At 62.1% G+C, this 16,331-nt stretch carries 20 protein-coding genes; 16 read left to right on the forward strand and 4 right to left on the reverse strand.

Going from position 1 to position 16,331, the window contains the following annotated elements:
* Positions 1-58 precede the first annotated feature (58 nt).
* The 15 genes from PMI24_RS17330 (at position 59) to PMI24_RS29805 (ending at position 10,827) form a co-directional block, all read left to right on the forward strand.
* On the forward strand, positions 59-1,780 hold the full coding sequence (locus PMI24_RS17330) for a GspE/PulE family protein (RefSeq protein ID WP_007956124.1): 1,722 nt from the start codon (positions 59-61) through the stop codon (positions 1,778-1,780).
* A complete protein-coding gene (locus PMI24_RS17335; RefSeq protein WP_007956127.1) occupies positions 1,761-2,564 on the forward strand; it encodes a hypothetical protein in 804 nt (267 codons plus the stop codon). The genes PMI24_RS17330 and PMI24_RS17335 overlap by 20 nt, the downstream gene beginning before the upstream one ends.
* 1 nt (position 2,565) lies before the next feature.
* Positions 2,566-3,111, forward strand: a complete 546-nt coding sequence (locus PMI24_RS17340) for a PilN domain-containing protein (RefSeq protein ID WP_007956129.1) — start codon at positions 2,566-2,568, stop codon at positions 3,109-3,111.
* Positions 3,098-3,646 carry a GspMb/PilO family protein gene (locus PMI24_RS17345; RefSeq protein WP_007956132.1) on the forward strand — a complete coding sequence of 183 codons (549 nt, stop codon included), beginning with the start codon at positions 3,098-3,100 and terminating at the stop codon, positions 3,644-3,646. The genes PMI24_RS17340 and PMI24_RS17345 overlap by 14 nt, the downstream gene beginning before the upstream one ends.
* Positions 3,646-4,164 carry a hypothetical protein gene (locus PMI24_RS17350; RefSeq protein WP_007956134.1) on the forward strand — a complete coding sequence of 173 codons (519 nt, stop codon included), beginning with the start codon at positions 3,646-3,648 and terminating at the stop codon, positions 4,162-4,164. The genes PMI24_RS17345 and PMI24_RS17350 overlap by 1 nt, the downstream gene beginning before the upstream one ends.
* Entirely contained in the window at positions 4,161-6,008 is a 1,848-nt protein-coding gene (locus tag PMI24_RS17355; protein WP_007956135.1) for a secretin N-terminal domain-containing protein, read from the forward strand. The genes PMI24_RS17350 and PMI24_RS17355 overlap by 4 nt, the downstream gene beginning before the upstream one ends.
* Positions 6,009-6,010: 2 nt before the next feature.
* Positions 6,011-6,484 (forward strand): type II secretion system protein, encoded by a 474-nt coding sequence (locus PMI24_RS17360; RefSeq protein ID WP_007956136.1) that lies wholly within the window; start codon positions 6,011-6,013, stop codon positions 6,482-6,484.
* Positions 6,485-6,489: 5 nt separating this feature from the next.
* Entirely contained in the window at positions 6,490-6,864 is a 375-nt protein-coding gene (locus PMI24_RS17365) for a type II secretion system protein (protein ID WP_007956137.1), read from the forward strand.
* Positions 6,839-7,378 (forward strand): type II secretion system protein, encoded by a 540-nt coding sequence (locus PMI24_RS17370; protein ID WP_007956138.1) that lies wholly within the window; start codon positions 6,839-6,841, stop codon positions 7,376-7,378. Before PMI24_RS17365 ends, PMI24_RS17370 begins: the two co-directional genes overlap by 26 nt.
* Positions 7,375-7,767, forward strand: a complete 393-nt coding sequence (gene csgE, locus PMI24_RS17375; RefSeq protein WP_007956140.1) for a curli production assembly/transport protein CsgE — start codon at positions 7,375-7,377, stop codon at positions 7,765-7,767. Before PMI24_RS17370 ends, csgE begins: the two co-directional genes overlap by 4 nt.
* On the forward strand, positions 7,764-8,195 hold the full coding sequence (locus tag PMI24_RS17380; protein WP_007956141.1) for a curli assembly protein CsgF: 432 nt from the start codon (positions 7,764-7,766) through the stop codon (positions 8,193-8,195). The genes csgE and PMI24_RS17380 overlap by 4 nt, the downstream gene beginning before the upstream one ends.
* Positions 8,196-8,224: 29 nt before the next feature.
* Positions 8,225-9,085: a CsgG/HfaB family protein gene (locus PMI24_RS17385; RefSeq protein WP_007956142.1), complete on the forward strand. Its 861-nt coding sequence runs from the start codon at positions 8,225-8,227 to the stop codon at positions 9,083-9,085.
* Between the two features lie 784 nt (positions 9,086-9,869).
* Positions 9,870-10,250, forward strand: coding sequence for a DUF6124 family protein (locus tag PMI24_RS17390; protein ID WP_007956143.1), 381 nt, complete (start codon positions 9,870-9,872; stop codon positions 10,248-10,250).
* 72 nt (positions 10,251-10,322) lie between these two features.
* Positions 10,323-10,514 carry a type II toxin-antitoxin system RelB family antitoxin gene (gene relB / locus PMI24_RS17395; protein ID WP_007956144.1) on the forward strand — a complete coding sequence of 64 codons (192 nt, stop codon included), beginning with the start codon at positions 10,323-10,325 and terminating at the stop codon, positions 10,512-10,514.
* A 94-nt stretch (positions 10,515-10,608) separates the two neighbouring features.
* Positions 10,609-10,827: a hypothetical protein gene (locus PMI24_RS29805; RefSeq protein WP_007956145.1), complete on the forward strand. Its 219-nt coding sequence runs from the start codon at positions 10,609-10,611 to the stop codon at positions 10,825-10,827.
* Here the strand turns inward: PMI24_RS29805 and relB (PMI24_RS17405) are convergent.
* The gene (relB, locus tag PMI24_RS17405; RefSeq protein WP_007956146.1) at positions 10,820-11,044 is read right to left on the reverse strand and encodes a type II toxin-antitoxin system RelB family antitoxin; all 225 of its coding nucleotides are present in this window, start codon (positions 11,042-11,044) and stop codon (positions 10,820-10,822) included. The genes PMI24_RS29805 and relB (PMI24_RS17405) overlap by 8 nt on opposite strands.
* 204 nt (positions 11,045-11,248) lie before the next feature.
* Here relB (PMI24_RS17405) and PMI24_RS17410 point away from each other — a divergent pair, with 204 nt between their 5' ends.
* Positions 11,249-11,971 carry a hypothetical protein gene (locus PMI24_RS17410; RefSeq protein ID WP_007956147.1) on the forward strand — a complete coding sequence of 241 codons (723 nt, stop codon included), beginning with the start codon at positions 11,249-11,251 and terminating at the stop codon, positions 11,969-11,971.
* Positions 11,972-12,038: 67 nt separating this feature from the next.
* On the opposite strand, the gene PMI24_RS17415 is transcribed toward PMI24_RS17410, so the two are convergent.
* The 3 genes from PMI24_RS17415 to PMI24_RS17425 form a co-directional block, all read right to left on the reverse strand.
* Positions 12,039-13,490 (reverse strand): curlin, encoded by a 1,452-nt coding sequence (locus tag PMI24_RS17415; protein ID WP_007956148.1) that lies wholly within the window; start codon positions 13,488-13,490, stop codon positions 12,039-12,041.
* Between the two features lie 26 nt (positions 13,491-13,516).
* Entirely contained in the window at positions 13,517-13,981 is a 465-nt protein-coding gene (locus PMI24_RS17420) for a curlin (protein WP_007956150.1), read from the reverse strand.
* A 99-nt stretch (positions 13,982-14,080) separates the two neighbouring features.
* On the reverse strand, positions 14,081-16,315 hold the full coding sequence (locus PMI24_RS17425; protein WP_007956151.1) for an Ig-like domain-containing protein: 2,235 nt from the start codon (positions 16,313-16,315) through the stop codon (positions 14,081-14,083).
* Positions 16,316-16,331: the final 16 nt, after the last annotated feature.

Below are 16,331 nucleotides of genomic sequence, written 5' to 3' on the forward strand. Positions count from 1 at the left end.
GCCGAATTCGCCTCCCGCGCCGTCAGGGCCTCAAGCCCCGGGTGTTGGAGAGCAAGCCATGGATCGTCTGTCCGTTGTCGTCGAACCGCTGTCGGTCAATCCTCCACAGGAGGCACAGACCCCGCCACGCTTTTCCAGTGAGCAACTGGCCCAGGCCCGGGCACGGGCCTCCACTTCCGGGGAACGGGTGCTCGACGCGCTGGCCGTGCTCTGCGAACTGGCGCCAATGCCGTTCATTGCCAGCCTCGGCGCCACCCTGCATTACCCGGTGCTCGACACCGACACGCTGTTTCTGGCGACCCCGGTGTTCGACCGGGTCACCCTCGCGCAATGCCTCAAACGTGAATTCATCCTGCTGCGCCACAACGACGAAGTCATCGGCGTGTTCGCAGACCCCTTCGACACGTCGCGTCTGGCCTGGATCGACGAATGCCTGCACGGCGCGCCGCTGTATCTGGTGCACGCCGATGACCTCAAAGCTTATCTGGCCCGCCACGAAGAAAGCTTTCACGCCGTCGAATCGCTCAACGCCCAGGCCGACGCCGGCAGCGAGACCGACACCCTGCAAAGCCTGTCGCTGACCAGCATCAGCGAAGACTCGAGCGTAGTGGTGAAACTGGTCAACTCGACCCTGTACGACGCGCTGAAAATGCACGCCAGCGACATCCATCTCGGCACCACCGGCCAGGGTCTGGTGATCAAGTACCGGATCGACGGCGTGCTGAACAACATCGGCAAGATTCAGGGCAGCGAGTTCGCCGAGCAGGTGATCTCGCGGGTCAAGGTCATGGCCGAACTGGACATCGGCGAAAAACGCGTGCCCCAGGACGGTCGCTTCAAGATCGGCATCAGCGGCCGGCAGATCGACTTTCGGGTGTCGATCATGCCGAGCATCTTCGGCGAAGACGCGGTGCTGCGGGTGCTGGACAAACAGGACCTGGCCGACAAGGTCTGCGGCGTGCAACTGCAAGCGCTGGGCTTTGAAGACGAAACCCTGCGCCAACTGCGCCGCCTGGCTGCCGAACCCTACGGCATGGTGCTGGTGACCGGCCCCACCGGCAGCGGCAAGACCACCACGCTGTACGCGATGATCACCGAGATCAACCACGGCGTGGACAAGATCATCACCATCGAAGACCCGGTGGAATATCAGCTGCCCGGCGTGCTGCAAATCCCGGTCAACGAGAAAAAAGGCCTGACCTTCGCCCGGGGCCTGCGTTCGATCCTGCGTCACGACCCGGACAAGATCATGGTCGGCGAGATCCGCGACCCGGACACCGCGCAGATCGCCGTGCAATCGGCGCTCACCGGTCACCTCGTATTCACCACCATTCACGCCAACAACGTGTTCGACGTGATCGGCCGCTTCACCCAGATGGAAATCGACCCCTACAGCCTGGTCTCGGCGCTCAACGCGATTCTTGCCCAGCGTCTGATCCGGCTGGTGTGCAGCAGTTGCAGCACGCCGGTCAACCCGAGCGATGAAGAGCTGCGCGCTTCGGGCCTCGATCCACAGAAAGTCGATCACTACCACTTCGTCCACGGCAAGGGCTGCGGCCACTGCCGGGGCAGCGGCTATCGCGGCCGCACGGCGATTGCCGAGCTGCTGCACCTGGACGACGAACTGCGGCAGATGATCGTCGAGCGCCAACCCATCACCCAGATCAAAGCCCTGGCCTGCGCCCGTGGTTTGCGCCTGTTGCGCGAATCGGCGCTGGAGCTGGTGGAGCACGGTCGGACCACGCTGGAGGAGATCAATCGTGTCACTTTTATCGCGTGATCAATTTATCGCCGTGCTCGGCGCCAGCGGTGTCGGCCTCGGCCAGCGCCGGGGCAGCGACACCCTGTGGCTGGGCAGCGTCGGCTACATCGACGAAGGCTTCCAGAGCTACGCGGTGGCGCTGGACACCCTCGACCGTCTGCTCGGCGAACACACCCGCGCCGGTGCCGAACTGAGCGTGGTGATCTCCGGCCACTTCAGCCGCTTCTGCCTGGTGCCGTGGAGCGAGCAGATCAGCAGCCCTGACGAACTGCGTGGCTTCGCCCAACTGTGCTTCGAAGACCTGTTCGGCGCCCCGACCCAACCGTGGAGCCTGGTGTTGTCCGCCGAGCCTGCCGGGCATGACCGGATCGCCAGTGCCTTGCCGCAGGACTTGCTGGAACGCCTGCGCACGCTGGTCACGGGTCGCGGCCTGCGTCTGCGCTCGGTGCAGCCGTACCTGATGACCGCGTTCAACCGCTTCGACAAAAGCCTCGATGCCGGCGACTTCCTGTTCATCGTCGCCGAACCGCAACGCAGCGTGTTGCTGCTGGCAAGGGAAGGGCGCTGGTCGTCAGTGCGCTCGGTGGGCGGCAGCGACAGCGATGCGGCACTCAGCGCGCTGATCGGTCGCGAACGGCAGCTGCAAGCCTCCACCAGCGAACGCGCCTTCAACGTTTATCTGCACGCCCCGGCGCGCCTCGATGCGCAACCGGATGTGGCGGGGGTGCACCTGCGCACTCTCGAAGACGACTCGATGACCGTGCGTGACGCCTTGTACGTCATGTCCCGGGCGGTGGCCTGACATGCGCGCCTTGAACCTCGACTTCCAGCCTCGTCCGCGTTCCGGCCCGTTGGGCTGGAGCCTGCTCGGCGGCGGTGTGTTGCTCGCGCTGGTGTGCTTCGGCGTGCAGCAGCACCTCGGTGATCAGGCCGAGCAACAGCAAGGTCACCTGCAACACACCCAGCGCCAGCTCACCGGCGACAGCGGCAGCAAGACAACGCTGAGCCCGGCGGAAACCCGCGAACAGGCGCAGAACCTCGCCGAAATGCGCAAGGTCTCGCAGCAACTGCGCCGCCCCTGGGAACGCCTGTTCGCCATGCTCGAAGCCATGCCGCGCGACGACATCGCCTTGCTGACCCTGACCCCGGATGCACGCAAGGGCCAGGTACGGATCAGCGCCGAGGCGCGGGATCTGCAAGCGATGCTGGATTTCCACAAACGGCTGGAGGCCAGTGACGAGCTGTCCGACGTGTCGCTGCTGAGCCACGAAATCGTCGTCAAATCGCCGGAGCAACCGGTGCAATTCAACCTGTCGGCGACCTGGGAGATAGGCGATGCGAATCCCTAGACTGATCGTTCACGAATACCTGCAAGGCCTCGGCGTTCCGGGCCTGGCCGGTCTGGCGCTGCTGCTGGTCACGGTTGCCTGGGCACTCGGCGGTTTGCTGCCGGGCTGGCAGTCGCTGCAACAGCTCAGCCAGCAAACCCAGGAAGCCACCGAATACCTGGCCAAGGTCGAGGACGGCAGCATCGCGCCGCCGGTGGTGCCGCAACGTCAGCTCGATGATTTTCGCAACAAGCTGCCGGCCCAGCCGCAAGCCACCGTCGCCATCGATCGCATCTATGCGTTGGCTGCGCAGGAGCACATCACCCTGGCGCGCGGCGAATACGCCCTCGGCGTCGATCCCAAGACCCATCTGGCGCGCTACCAGATCCTGTTGCCGGTGCGCGGCAGCTACCCGCAACTGCGCCGCTTCCTGCACGCCTTGCTCGGCCAGTTGCCGGCGGTGGTAGTGGAAGACGTCGAGTTTCAACGCAAGAAGATTGCCGACACCGACCTCAGCGGCCGGATCCGTATGACCCTCTACCTGTCGAGGTCGTGATGGACACCAAACGCATAACCGGCTGGGTGGCGTTCTTCGGGGTAGCGGCGGCGCTGGCCTGGTTGCCGGAATATTTCTCGCCGAGCGACGAGGCGGATTCGACCGAGGTCGCCGTGGCCAGCCCGGCCAAAGCCAGCGCCCGTGGCGCCTTGCCCGCCAGCAGCGCCAAGGCGAATGCGGCGCCGATCAAGGACTTGAGCCCGGCCGGCGACCTGTTTGCGAGCAAATCCTGGAAGGCCGCGCCGACCCTGGCGACGGTCACCGAACAAGCGATCAACCCGACCCCGGTGGTGCAAGCCCCGAGCCTGCCACCGGTGCCGTTTCAGTTCGTCGGCAGGCTGCATGACCGCAGCGACCTGCAGGTGTTCTTGCAGGACGGCGAGAAAATCTACGTCGTGCGCAGCGGGGATGTGATCGACGACACCTGGAAGATTGCGGCGATTTCCGATGTGGAACTGAGCCTGGTCTACCTGCCTTTGCATTTGTCGCAGACCTTGTCTGTGGGGAGTACGCAATGAACAGATCCCGTTTGCTGATGAGCCTCGGCCTGTGTGCCGGGCTGGCCGCGTGCAGTTCCGCGCAGGTCGCCAACAAGGAGGCTTCCGACCTGATCGAGCAGGGTCAATACGAGGCCGGGCTCGCCCGGATCGAAGAAGGCTTGCGCGAAGATCCTCGCGACACCGAACTGCATTTGCTGCTCAACAGCGGACGGGCCAAAGCCATTACCGCGCTGCTGACCTCCGGCGACACCGACCGCGCCCGCCGCGATTTCGCTTCGGCCCGCACCGCCTACAGCCGGGTGCTGACCATCGAGCCGAACAACCGCCGCGCCCAGGATGCCCTGCGCCAGCTCGACTACCTGCGCAGCATGGACGAGAAGCTGGAACTGGCCCGTGGCGATCTGCGCCGGGGCGACATCTACGGCGCCGACCGCCAGGTCAAACAGATCCTCGAACTCGACCCGAAAAACGACGGTGCGCTGGAGCTGCAAGGCAACATTCGTCTGGTGCAGAGCCGCAACGTGATCCAGTACCCGCAACTGCGCACCCGGCTCGATCGCCCGGTGACCCTGGAATTTCGCGACGCCAACCTCAAGACCATTTTCGAAGTGCTGTCGCAGGTCGCCGGCCTGAATTTCATCTTCGACAAGGACCTGCGCCCGGACATGAAAGCCACGATCTTCGTGCGTGACGTGCGCATCGAAGACGCCGTGCAACTGCTGCTGCAACAGAACCAGCTGCACCAGAAAGTGGTGAACGAAAACACCTTGCTGATCTTTCCGGACTCGCCGCAGAAGCTCAAGGATTACCAAGAGCTGGTGATGCGCACCTTCTACCTGACCAGCATCGACGCCAACACCGCGCTGAACATGATCAAGACCATGCTCAAGACCCGCGACGTGTTCGTCGACGAACGCCTGAACACCCTGACCATGCGCGACACCGAAGACGCCGTGCGCATGGCCGAGAAACTCCTGCAATCGCAAGACCAGTCCAACCCCGAAGTGGTGCTGGAAGTGGAAGTGATGGAAGTTGCCACCCAGCGGATTCTCGACCTCGGCCTGCAATGGCCGAACACCTTCGGTGTGGTCAACAGCGACGGTTCGGCGGTGACCATTCTCGATCAACTGAAGGGCATCAACTCCAGCCGGATTTCGATCTCGCCGTCGCCGCAAGCCAAGATCAACGCCCAGGACAACGACATCAACACCCTGGCCAGCCCGGTGATCCGCGTCAGCAACCGCGAACAGGCGCGCATCCACATCGGTCAGCGGGTGCCGATCATCAGCGCCACCTCGGTGCCGTCGACTCAAGGCCCGGTGATCACCGAAAGCGTCACCTACCTCGACGTCGGTCTGAAGCTCGAAGTGCAACCGACCGTGCACCTGAACAACGAAGTGGCGATCAAGATCGCCCTGGAAGTAAGTAACGCCACGCCGCTGGAGCCGACCCGCCAGGGGACGATTCCGGTGCAGGTCGATACCCGCAACGCCCAGACCTCGCTGCGCCTGCATGACGGCGAAACCCAGATCCTCGCCGGCCTGATGCGCAACGACCACGGCGCGACCGGCAACAAGATTCCGGGCCTCGGCGACATTCCGGGTCTGGGCCGGTTGTTCGGCAGCAACAAGGACACCATCGGCAAATCGGAACTGGTGCTCTCGATCACCCCACGGATCGTGCGCAACCTGCCGTACCAGAGCCCGTCGGACATGGAATTCCCGACCGGCACCGAAACCAGCATGCACATCCAGGCGCCGGACCGCTCTCAGAACTACACCATGCCAGCGCCTGCCGCGCAGCCTCGTGCAGTCGGTGAAGCGGCCGTGGCAACCACTCACGTTACCGTCGAGAAGCCTTGATCATGAACGCCTCCCAGCGCGGTTTTACCTTGATCGAAGTCGTGGTGACGCTGGCCCTGATCGGCCTGCTGGCCGGCATGGCCGCGCCGCTGACCGAGACCCTGGTACGGCGTGGCAAGGAGCAGGAACTGCGCACCGCGCTGTATCAGATTCGCGATGGCATCGACGCCTACAAGCGTGCCTTCGATGCCGGCTACATCGAGAAATCCCTGAACAGCAGCGGCTATCCGCCGAACCTTAAAGTGCTGGTCGAAGGCGTGCGCGACGTGCGCAGTGCCAAGGGTGCGAAGTTCTACTTTCTGCGCCGGATACCGCGGGATCCGCTGGTGCCGGCCAAACGTGACGACAACGGCGGTTGGGGCCTGCGGGCCTACAACAGTTCGGCTCAGAACCCGCGCGATGGCGAGGACGTGTTCGACGTCTACTCCCACGCCCGGGGTAAAGGCCTCAACGGCATCGCGTACCGCGAGTGGTGATTCTCATGCGCCGGGAAAAGGGTTTTACCTTGCTCGAGCTGATGGTGGTGATGGCGATCATCGCGACCCTGATGACCATCGCCTTGCCACGCTACTTCAACAGCCTCGAGGCCTCGAAAGAGACCACGTTGCACCAGAGCCTGTCGGCCATGCGCGAGGCGCTGGATCACTATTACGGCGACACCGGGCGCTATCCCGATTCCATCGAACAACTGGTGGAAACCCGCTACCTGCGCAACGCGCCGCTGGACCCGATCACTGAACGCAATGACCAATGGGTGCTGATCGCGCCGCCGGACGGTGTGGCGGGCGGCGTCGCCGATATCAAGAGCGGAGCTACCGGGAGGGCGCGTGATGGCAGCCAGTATTCCGAGTGGTAAGCACGTGGAGCAGGGTGGGTTCACCTACCTGGGCGTGCTGTTCCTGATCGTGATCATGGGCATGGGCCTGGCCAGTGCCGGCGAGTTGTGGTCGACCGTGTCGCGCCGCGATCGCGAGAAGCAACTGCTGTGGGTCGGCACCCAGTACGCCCAGGCGCTGCGCAGCTACTACCGCAGCTCGCCGGGCCTGGCGCAGTACCCGAAAGAGCTGGTCGACCTGCTGCAGGACGAACGTTTTCCGGAAGCCCGCCACCACCTGCGTCAGCTCTATCCGGACCCGATCGGCGGTGGCGAATGGGCGCTGCAACGAGGTTTCGATGGACGCATCACCGGCATCAACAGTGCCTCCACCGAGGTGCCGTTGAAGCAGGCGGACTTCCCGTCGCAGTGGTCGGATTTCGAAGGCATGCAGCGTTATTCGGACTGGCAGTTCGTGGCCGAGAAAGCCTTTCTTGATGGCACCAACGGCCCTGCAAAAGGCCAGTCAGCGCTGCCGCAGGCGTTGCAGCCATGAGCCGGAAATGGTGGTGCGCGTTGATCCTCGCGGCCGTGGCGTCTTTCGCCAGCGCCAGCGAAGAAGACGAAATGATGGGCTTCATCGTCGACGACACGATCTCGCACATCGGCCACGACTTTTACTACTCGTTCAGCGAGCGCCTGCGCGACACCAGCCGCATGGATTTCAACCTGGTGGTGCGCGAGCGCCCCGACGCACGCTGGGGCAGCCTTGTGACCGTCGAATATCAACAACGCCTGGTGTATCGGCGCTTCCTGCCGCCGAACACCGTGGAACTGAAGGACGAGGCCTACGAGGCCGCCGACTCGGTTCGACTGGAGGTCGTCCGGCGCAAGCTGGAAGCCTTGTTGCAGGACACCACCGACCTTGAGAAGGACGAACTATGAACACGACAACGTTCTCACGGCGCAGCGGATTCTGGATCTCGGGGTTGTTGATCGGGCTTGCCAGCGCCGCTGCCGTCCAGGCCACCGAACTGGTCTACACGCCGGTCAACCCGTCGTTCGGCGGAAACCCGCTCAACGGCACCTGGCTGCTCAACAACGCCCAGGCGCAAAACGACCACGACGATCCTGACCTCAAGAAACGCTCGACGGTGGCCGGCACTTCGGCCCTCGAACGTTTCACCAGCCAATTGCAGTCGCGGTTGCTAGGGCAACTGCTGGACAACATCTCCACCGGTAACACGGGGAGCCTGTCCACCGACGCTTTTATCGTCAACGTCGTTGATGACTCGGGGGCACTGACGATTGAAGTGACCGACCGAGCGAGCGGCGAAGTTTCCGAAATTCAGGTGAACGGCCTCAACCCATGACGGGATGACGGTTCCGGGGAGTGATGGACATGAAAAAAATAATAGCGCTAGGGCTGATGTTGGCAGCATTACAAGGGTGCAGTCTGCGCGAGCCGATGCCGGCCGAGCAGGACACCGATACCCCGACCCTGACCCCCAGGGCCTCGACCTACTACGACTTGCTGAAAATGCCGCGACCCAAGGGCCGGCTGATGGCGGTGGTGTACGGCTTCCGTGACCAGACCGGGCAGTACAAACCGACCCCGGCGAGTTCGTTTTCCACCAGCGTCACCCAGGGCGCGGCGTCGATGTTGATGGACGCGATGCAGGCCAGCGGCTGGTTTGTGGTGCTCGAGCGGGAAGGGCTGCAGAACCTGCTGACTGAACGCAAGATCATTCGGGCTTCGCAGAAGAAGCCGAATACGCCGGTGAACATTCAGGGTGAGCTGCCACCGTTGCAGGCGGCGAACATGATGCTCGAGGGCGGGATCATCGCTTATGACACCAACGTGCGTAGCGGTGGGGAAGGGGCGCGGTATCTGGGGATCGATTTGTCCCGTGAGTACCGGGTGGATCAGGTGACGGTGAATTTGCGCGCGGTGGATGTGCGTAGCGGGCAGGTGTTGGCGAATGTGATGACCAGCAAGACGATTTATTCGGTGGCGCGCAGTGCGGGGATTTTCAAGTTTATCGAGTTCAAGAAGTTGCTTGAGGCTGAGGTCGGGTATACGACTAATGAGCCGGCGCAGTTGTGTGTGTTGTCGGCGATTGAGGCGGCGGTGGGGCATATGGTGGCGCAGGGGATTGAGCGGCATCTTTGGCAGGTGGCGGGGGATGCTTCTACCCCGGGTCAGGATGATGTTTTGAATCGGTACCTGACTCAGAACAAGGTTGATCCGGATGCCGAGTGAACGTGGCGGCCTTCGGGCCGACCAGGTTCTTGTTGGGTTGGGTGAATATCCGTTTCTTCGGGTGTTGCCGCTGGCGGTTCCGCTCTTACAGCGGCTCACTTTTTCAAACGCCAAAAAGTAAGCAAAAGGCTTGGCCCCGGCGTTCGGCCCCTCGCTGAGGCTCGGGGTTCCTTCGCTCCGGGATTCATCCGGGGGCATCGCCTCCGGTTTGCTTCGCTGCACCTCCTCTCGATGCATGCGGCTTCGCCGCATGGTCGCTGCGCTCCCACCCCCGGATAAATCCCTCCACTCAGCCTTCCGAAGGGGCCGGCACGTCAAAAGCGGTACTCGAGCTAACGCTCATTGTGTTGAGTGGTGAGAAGCGGAAAGCGAAAAACAGAAAGCGGATTGCTTTTGCTTTGATCGTTCCCACGCTCCGCGTGGGAATGCAGCCCGGGACGCTCCGCGTCCCATTCTCGAATGTTTAAAAGTTGTTTCGATTTTGCCGATCCTTCCCACAAGGTTTTCAGGTTGTCCGTCGGAAGCGCGGGCTCTAGCCTGTTTCGGTCGCTGCCAATTCAGCGATCGGGATTGGAAACCCCGACTAGAACCGAGCGCACAAGCGCTTTTCATAACGTATGCTTGCGCACCTTGAAAAGTGTGCACTCCGTTATGGCGGCTGTGCGCGGGAGACCTTCGGGTCAACCGGGTTCTCCGTTCCCCGGGTTTCCAGCCTGCGTACAGCTGCCACCCCTTCGTTCGGAAACCGAATGGGCCAGCTTCATTTCAGGATCGGAGATTCACCATGTTCAAACCAACGCCAAACCCACCCGAAACCCAATCCAACCCCGAAACCGACCCAACCTCCCCATACACCTCCGTCAACTCGAAAAAACTCCACGAAGCCGCCGAACGCGCGCTCGATCATTACCTATGCCCCGGCGCCCACATCATGGGCAGCGTCAACGAACCCGCCCCGATGTACCTCGCCAACCCGGCCTACAACACCGAATCCCTGCTCGCCAACGCCAGCGAATCCCTGGGCTCTGCCAGCGAAATGCTAAACAACTTTGCCGCCACCCTCGACCCCGCCCACCGCAAAACCGCCCTGGGTATCGCGCAGATCCTCATGCTGGGTGAACTGGCCGTAAATCAGGCCTTGGATCATGTCGAGCTGAAGGACTGATCCATCACCAACCCAATAAAAAAACGCGACCCAGCAACGGGTCGCGTTTTTCTCATTCAAACTGGAGCCACCATGGATCCCCTGATCTCCACAATCGTTTCAGACTTCGAAAGCGAAGAGCAGGCCGCCAGCTACGACCGCTGGTTGATTGCCAAAATACAGGCTTCAATCGATGACCCACGCCCCAGCATTCCGAATGAGCAGGTGATGGCTGAAATGTCGGCCCTGATGGAGGACAAACGAAGAAAGCATGAGGCGGGGTAAGTGCTTTGCGTTGGCAAAGTGAAAAGTAGAAAAGCGCAATGCCGATTTTGGCTACTCTACCGCTTCCTGACGACTAACTATTTTTGAGGAGCGCATGGACCTTTCACCACCACTGGAAATCGACAGCGCAGCCTATGCAGAATTCTTGGGTCTGTGGGAAATGGGCTCTTTTGATAACCAGCGATTGGGGCAAGCCTTCTACAACCATTTTCGCCTCCATCGGTTAACCGATCAGGCTTTGTTACAGGGGCTGTACGAGGCAGACGGCAAGAAGGCTCGAGCCGCTATAAGTCGTATATTTCATCTCAATTAGCATCAGCCCTTTTGCGCATCGATTCCATCAAGGCATATATCTCGGCCATCACCTGGTCATGCGGAATGCTCGGACGCGGATCATCGAGAGAAGCCTGTACTTCGGCCCGAAACCAACGGTCATAACTCGCAGCCTGCTCCTCGGGATCAAGGTCCGAACCCACCGGGCACAGTGGGTCGAACGGTATCGCTGTCGTCGCTGTCTGAATGAATTGCATGTGGGCCAAGCTCCATGGGGATCAAGTTGTCCCGGCAAATCCTAGAGCCTGCACTTCCGACGGCCAACCGCCAGAACTCGTCAGAAAATTCCCGAAGCTTCTGAAAACGTTCCATTTTTCCGTAGGACGCGACCATGGGCTTTTACCCATGGGTGACGTTAGAATGCCATCACTTTCAGTGTGCAAATCAAAAGGAATGAATAAGTGCTCATACTGTTCGCGCTGGCGCTGTTGTTTACCGTGACGTTCGCCTTGATTGGGGTGGTTGGTGTGATAGCGCCGAAGCTTTTCAGGGACAGAAAAACCGGTCGGATCCCCAGCCGGTTCAGCCTGTTCCTGGCAGGGTTGGTCATGAGTGGAGCGTCTTTCGCTCTTCTCACCTATACCTCCACCAAGGTTCAGCAGGCCGCAGGCTTTGGCGGGTCGGGGGGCGTTTCCGCCAGCGCCAACCGCGACGCTTCACCTTCTGCGACTTCCATGGGATTGAGCGTCGACGAGTTTCATGACGCGTTCAACGCCGCTATCGGTCGATACAAAAAAGAATACAAAGCCGCCGACTTTGATGTCGACACAACCGGCGTTACGGGGGTGTTCAATTACATTTTCAGCCAGGACCTGACGATGATGGGAACCCTTGACAAGGATGACGGCAACGTCGACTTGATCATCATCAATATCTCTCCAAACGAGGAGGAGGCGGAGCAGCTTCGTATGTTGACTGTTCTGTTGGCGACCACCGAGGCACTCAATCCTGACATTCCAGTGGAGGAGAACAAAAAGATGGTGATGGAGGTATTCCATGAATCCATTGTGAAGTTCAATTCTGAAGATTCAGTCGAGCGTCGGGTAGGCGACCTCAAATACTCGGCGAGGACGGGTGATCACACAGGCATGATGTTTTCTGTCGTGAAGAGCAGCGAAGGCTGAATCGTCCTGCTGGCATAAAAAAGCCGCGATCCCTCACCCGGGGATCGCGGTTTTTTTTACCCAACACTTACTGCTGCAAAACCGTCGCCTGGTTAGCCGACCCGAACTGTTGAATGGTCGCGGTCTGTGTCATCCCGCTCTGATCCACGTTCGCAATGTTCCCGGTCCCGCCCTGGGTCACGTACGCCACGTTCATGGTGTCAGCCTGTTTCACGGTGATCATGTTGTCGCTGCCATACAGCTGCGCGGTGTAGGCCTGGTTGCCGGTGCCGGATTGGTCGAATTCGGCACTGTTGCCCGAGCCGTTCGATGAGCCTTGAACCAGGTTGGTGGTGCCGCGTTGGTCGGCGATGAGGATGTTGTCGCTGCCGTTCTGATCGAAGTACAGCTCGTTGTAGGAATCAGCCTGGCTGACCGTGGTTTTGTTGCCAGTGCCGGTCTGGTTGGTGGTCATGATGTGGCCGATGCCGTCCTGTTTGAAGCTGGCGATGTTGCCGTTGCCGGCCTGGGTGACGGTGGCGCGCTGGCTGCTGCCGAACTGGCCGCCCAGTTGCGGGCCTTTCCAGTTGCTGGCGTAGACCTTGTTGTCGTTGCCCACCGAGGTGGCGTTGAGGGTGTGGCTGTCGCCGTTCTGGTAGGTGAAGTGCACGTTGCCGTTGCCGACCTGATAGAGCGCCAGGGTCGAGTTGACCGACTCGAACTGGTCGGCATAGATAGCGTTGGTGTTGCCGACCTGGGTCACGGCGGCGGTGTTGTTTTCGCCGAAGCTCTGGTCGACCACGGTTTCGTTGCTGTCGCCGTACTGGTTGACGGTGGCCTGGCTGGCCAGTTGCGAGTCTTGCCAGATTTCGGTGCCGTTGAGGTTGCCGAACTGGTTGATGGTGATGTTGCCGCCGGTGCCGTTGCGCTGGTCGCCGTAGGCGTAGTTGTTTTCGCCGGCCTGGTTGATGCCGATCTGGCCGCCGTTGTGCAGCACTTGTTCGGCGGTGCCGTAGTTGGCGGTGCCGTACTGGGTGATCACCGAGCTGTTGCCGGTGCCTTCGTACAGTTGCTCGATGTTGGCTTCGTTGCTGTCGCCGAACTGGAAGGTCTTGCCTTCGCTGCCGTTCTGCGAGTCTTGATAGACGAACGAGAAGTTGCCGGTCCCTTGCTGTTGTTGCAGGGCCTGATTGCCGGCGCCGAAGCCGAGGGACTGGCTGGCGTGGGTGGTGTTGAAGGCGCCGACCTGTTGTTGGGTGATGGTGCTGTTGTCTTCGTAAAGCTGTTCGGCGTAACCGGCGTTGTAGTCGCCGACCGCGTCCTGGGTGATGACGCTGGTGGCGGTGTCTTGCACGGCGGCGGCGTCGTTGCCCTGGCCCAGTTGAGTCTGGGTGGCGGTGCTGAACGGGGCCTGGGTCTGCTTGACGTTGGCGATGTTGGCGGTGCCGAGCTGGCTCTGGGTGGAAATGCTGTCGTCGGCCATGGCCTGGGCACTGATCATGACCAGGATGGCGGCGGTGAGGGGCGTCAGTTTGAACATGATGAACTCTCCGATGATTGCAGTGCTTAGCGATATTGCTTGACCGAAACGCTCATGCCGTTGCCCGACTGGGTCACGGCGCTTTGCAGCCCCGTGCCGGCCTGCTCGATGCTGGCGTCGTTGTTGTTGCCGTTTTGCGAAATCTGCGCACGGTTGTGGCTGCCGGTTTGCGTGATGGACGCGGCGTTGCCGGAGCCGTTTTGCGTGATCAAGGCCATCAGGTCGCTGCCTTGTTGCAGGATGTACGCCTCCTGATTGCTGCCCGACTGCACGATCTTGCCCAGCAGCGACTGACCGTTCTGCGAGAGCAGGGCGAGGTTGACCTGGCCGTTCTGGTCGATCAGGGCTTGCTGGCCCACGGGGGGCGGCAGTTCGCCGAGATCGGCGCTGTTGGGCGCCAGGTCATCGTTTTCCATCAGGTCGTCGGCGCGCACGCCCGCACTGACGCACAGGGCGAGCAGGCAAAGCAGGGCGGCGGTCGGCGTGTTCATGGCGTTGTCCTGTGTTGTGTGTTGCTCAAATCCGGAATCGCGGCTGAGTCAGCCCCACCCACCCCGCGCCTGGCGGTGTGGGTTGGGTGGGGCGTGGGCTCAGAGCGTGGTCACCGAGATGGTGCGAACGGTGCCCTGGGACGAACGGATGGTGGCGGTCGGGTTGGCTGATGGCACGACCAGCGTGTTGTTCAGCGTCAGCCGCCAGCGTCCGGTCACCGGTACCGTGGTTGTGCCCAGCGTTACCAGCCCGGTCGGGGTGGTGACCTGCACGGTGATGGTGTTGCCGGTGGTCACCGACGAGGTGCCGGCGAAGTCCCAGTTGAAGCGGCCGCCGGAACGGGCCTGCACGGTCGAGGTGGTGATCGTGAAGGTTTCCGCCGCTGGCCGTGGCGACACTTGCACCGTGACGGTCGCCGGCGTCGACTGGGCGTTGAAGCTGTCCCGGGCGATGTAGGTGAAGGTCGTGGTGAAGGCCGTGGTCACGGTGGCCGGTGGGGTGTAAGTGATCACCGTACCGTCGGTGCTGACCGTGCCGCGTCCTGCTGGCGGTTGGGTCAGGCTGGCGACGCCCAGCGGTGTGTTGCCTTCCGGATCGGTGTCGTTGGCCAGGACGTTGATCGGGATCGCGACACCCAATGTGGCGACGCTGTCGGCGACGGCGGTCGGTGGCCGGTTAGGCGCGACGGTCACCGTCACGGTCGCCGGGTTGGCCGAGGCCAGACCTTTGCTGTCTTGCGCCTTGTAGGTGAAGGTCGTGGTCAACGGTGTGGTCACCACGGCTGGCGGGGTGTAGACGACCGAGGTGGTGCCGCTCAGCGCAACGGTGCCTTGGCCGGCGGCCGGTTGAGTCAACGCGGTGATGGTCAGCGGCACGTTGTTGTCCGGGTCGCTGTCGTTGGTCAACAGGCTGAGGGTGATCGGCACGCCGAAGCTGGTGCTGCCGGTGTCGGCGTTGGCCAGCGGCGCCTGGTTTTCACCGGTGTCCGGTGCTGCACCGACCACTACGACTGGCTCGGTATCGCTGCCGCCGGCGGCGGATTTGACCGTGACGGTGGCTGGAGGCTGGGTCAGGTCGGCGACGGTGATTTTTTGCAGCGTGCCGGTTTTCGACAGACGTCCGTAGCCTTGCGCGACCATGTCCGGCACCGCGACTTCATCGGTCGAGGTGGCTTCGATCAGCAGGCTGTGGTTGGCCCAGCTGTAGCGGGCGGTCTGGATTTTCACCACGTCGGTGAGCTTGGCCGAGACGGCGGTCGGACGGGTGGTGCCGGCCGGGTTGGTCGCGGTCACGACCACCACCGACGGCAGGGTGCCGTTGCCCAGGCGCTGGCCGAAGAACAGCCCGTTGTTGTCACCCAACAGACTGGTCTGGCACGGCGTCGGCGGTGGGCCGGGCAGCAACGCCAGGGTTTCGCGGAAGCACAGGGTCGTGCTGCTGTCAGCCTTGGCGAACACCTCGGCACGCACACCCGCCGAAGTCCGGCGATAGGTGGCGCGGTCGATGGCGACATGGGTCTGCTGACGGTTGTCGAGCACCTTGCCGGCGACGGTGAACAGGTTGGTCTGAATCGAGCCGGCACCCGACGGACCATCGATCCGCAGGAAGTTGGTGTTGAACGGACTGCCGGTCACCGCTTCGGTGAGGTTCGGGTCGCCGACGAAGGTTTCGATGCCGCCGGTGTCCGGGTTCACTTCGGTGTATGGGCCGTTGATGCTGCGCAGGAACGGGCCGATGGCGCCGTTGAGCGCACCGCTGAAGTTGCCCGGCGCGCCGATGCCGATGTCCTTGGTGATGTTGATCGCGCGCCGGCCCGGTGTGGTGACGTTGACGGTTTCAACGCCATACGGGTGGGTGATGGTGTAGGTGCCGGCCACCGGGACGTTCACCCGGATACGAATCCGCGCGAAGCTTTGCTGATCGCCATCGACCGGATTCTCCGAGGCGAACGCCGCTTCGATGCCGGCGACATAGGCGTCCACGCCGAAACCGGCGCCGTTGTTGGGGATCGCGGTTTCCGCCAGGAACCAGAAGGCTTCCGGCGGCCAGTTGTCGGGGAATACCATCGGCAGGGTGTCATCGAACACGCCCGGTTCCGGCAGCAGGGTGCACATGTACGCCGGCGGGGTGCTGACCGGCACCCGCGAACTGGCGGCGCGCGACTGGCAGAGCTCCATCGACAGCAGGTTGTTGTCCTGGTACCACATCGGGAATTTCCCGGTGGCGAAGGTGTAGGGGCCGGGATCGACGGCGGCCAGTTGCGCGAACGCACTGCCGGTCAGCGAGATTGTCAGCCCGAGCGCGTTGAGCGCGAAGCGTGGCCACTTGTTCATGATGCCTCCTGATGCG

The sequence above is a fragment of the Pseudomonas sp. GM25 genome (genome assembly GCF_000282255.1).
Taxonomy (GTDB): Bacteria; Pseudomonadota; Gammaproteobacteria; order Pseudomonadales; family Pseudomonadaceae; genus Aquipseudomonas; species Aquipseudomonas aphyarum.

What these genes read in the sequence shown, in the direction of transcription:
- PMI24_RS17330 (WP_007956124.1), top strand. Translation starts at nt 59, where the DNA reads ATGGATCGTCTGTCCGTTGTCGTCGAACCGCTGTCGGTCAATCCTCCA.
- PMI24_RS17340 (WP_007956129.1), top strand. Translation starts at nt 2,566, where the DNA reads ATGCGCGCCTTGAACCTCGACTTCCAGCCTCGTCCGCGTTCCGGCCCG.
- PMI24_RS17345 (WP_007956132.1), top strand. Translation starts at nt 3,098, where the DNA reads ATGCGAATCCCTAGACTGATCGTTCACGAATACCTGCAAGGCCTCGGC.
- PMI24_RS17350 (WP_007956134.1), top strand. Translation starts at nt 3,646, where the DNA reads ATGGACACCAAACGCATAACCGGCTGGGTGGCGTTCTTCGGGGTAGCG.
- PMI24_RS17355 (WP_007956135.1), top strand. Translation starts at nt 4,161, where the DNA reads ATGAACAGATCCCGTTTGCTGATGAGCCTCGGCCTGTGTGCCGGGCTG.
- PMI24_RS17360 (WP_007956136.1), top strand. Translation starts at nt 6,011, where the DNA reads ATGAACGCCTCCCAGCGCGGTTTTACCTTGATCGAAGTCGTGGTGACG.
- PMI24_RS17365 (WP_007956137.1), top strand. Translation starts at nt 6,490, where the DNA reads ATGCGCCGGGAAAAGGGTTTTACCTTGCTCGAGCTGATGGTGGTGATG.
- PMI24_RS17370 (WP_007956138.1), top strand. Translation starts at nt 6,839, where the DNA reads ATGGCAGCCAGTATTCCGAGTGGTAAGCACGTGGAGCAGGGTGGGTTC.
- csgE (WP_007956140.1), top strand. Translation starts at nt 7,375, where the DNA reads ATGAGCCGGAAATGGTGGTGCGCGTTGATCCTCGCGGCCGTGGCGTCT.
- PMI24_RS17380 (WP_007956141.1), top strand. Translation starts at nt 7,764, where the DNA reads ATGAACACGACAACGTTCTCACGGCGCAGCGGATTCTGGATCTCGGGG.
- PMI24_RS17385 (WP_007956142.1), top strand. Translation starts at nt 8,225, where the DNA reads ATGAAAAAAATAATAGCGCTAGGGCTGATGTTGGCAGCATTACAAGGG.
- PMI24_RS17390 (WP_007956143.1), top strand. Translation starts at nt 9,870, where the DNA reads ATGTTCAAACCAACGCCAAACCCACCCGAAACCCAATCCAACCCCGAA.
- relB (WP_007956144.1), top strand. Translation starts at nt 10,323, where the DNA reads ATGGATCCCCTGATCTCCACAATCGTTTCAGACTTCGAAAGCGAAGAG.
- PMI24_RS29805 (WP_007956145.1), top strand. Translation starts at nt 10,609, where the DNA reads ATGGACCTTTCACCACCACTGGAAATCGACAGCGCAGCCTATGCAGAA.
- relB (WP_007956146.1), bottom strand. Translation starts at nt 11,044, where the DNA reads ATGCAATTCATTCAGACAGCGACGACAGCGATACCGTTCGACCCACTG.
- PMI24_RS17415 (WP_007956148.1), bottom strand. Translation starts at nt 13,490, where the DNA reads ATGTTCAAACTGACGCCCCTCACCGCCGCCATCCTGGTCATGATCAGT.
- PMI24_RS17420 (WP_007956150.1), bottom strand. Translation starts at nt 13,981, where the DNA reads ATGAACACGCCGACCGCCGCCCTGCTTTGCCTGCTCGCCCTGTGCGTC.
- PMI24_RS17425 (WP_007956151.1), bottom strand. Translation starts at nt 16,315, where the DNA reads ATGAACAAGTGGCCACGCTTCGCGCTCAACGCGCTCGGGCTGACAATC.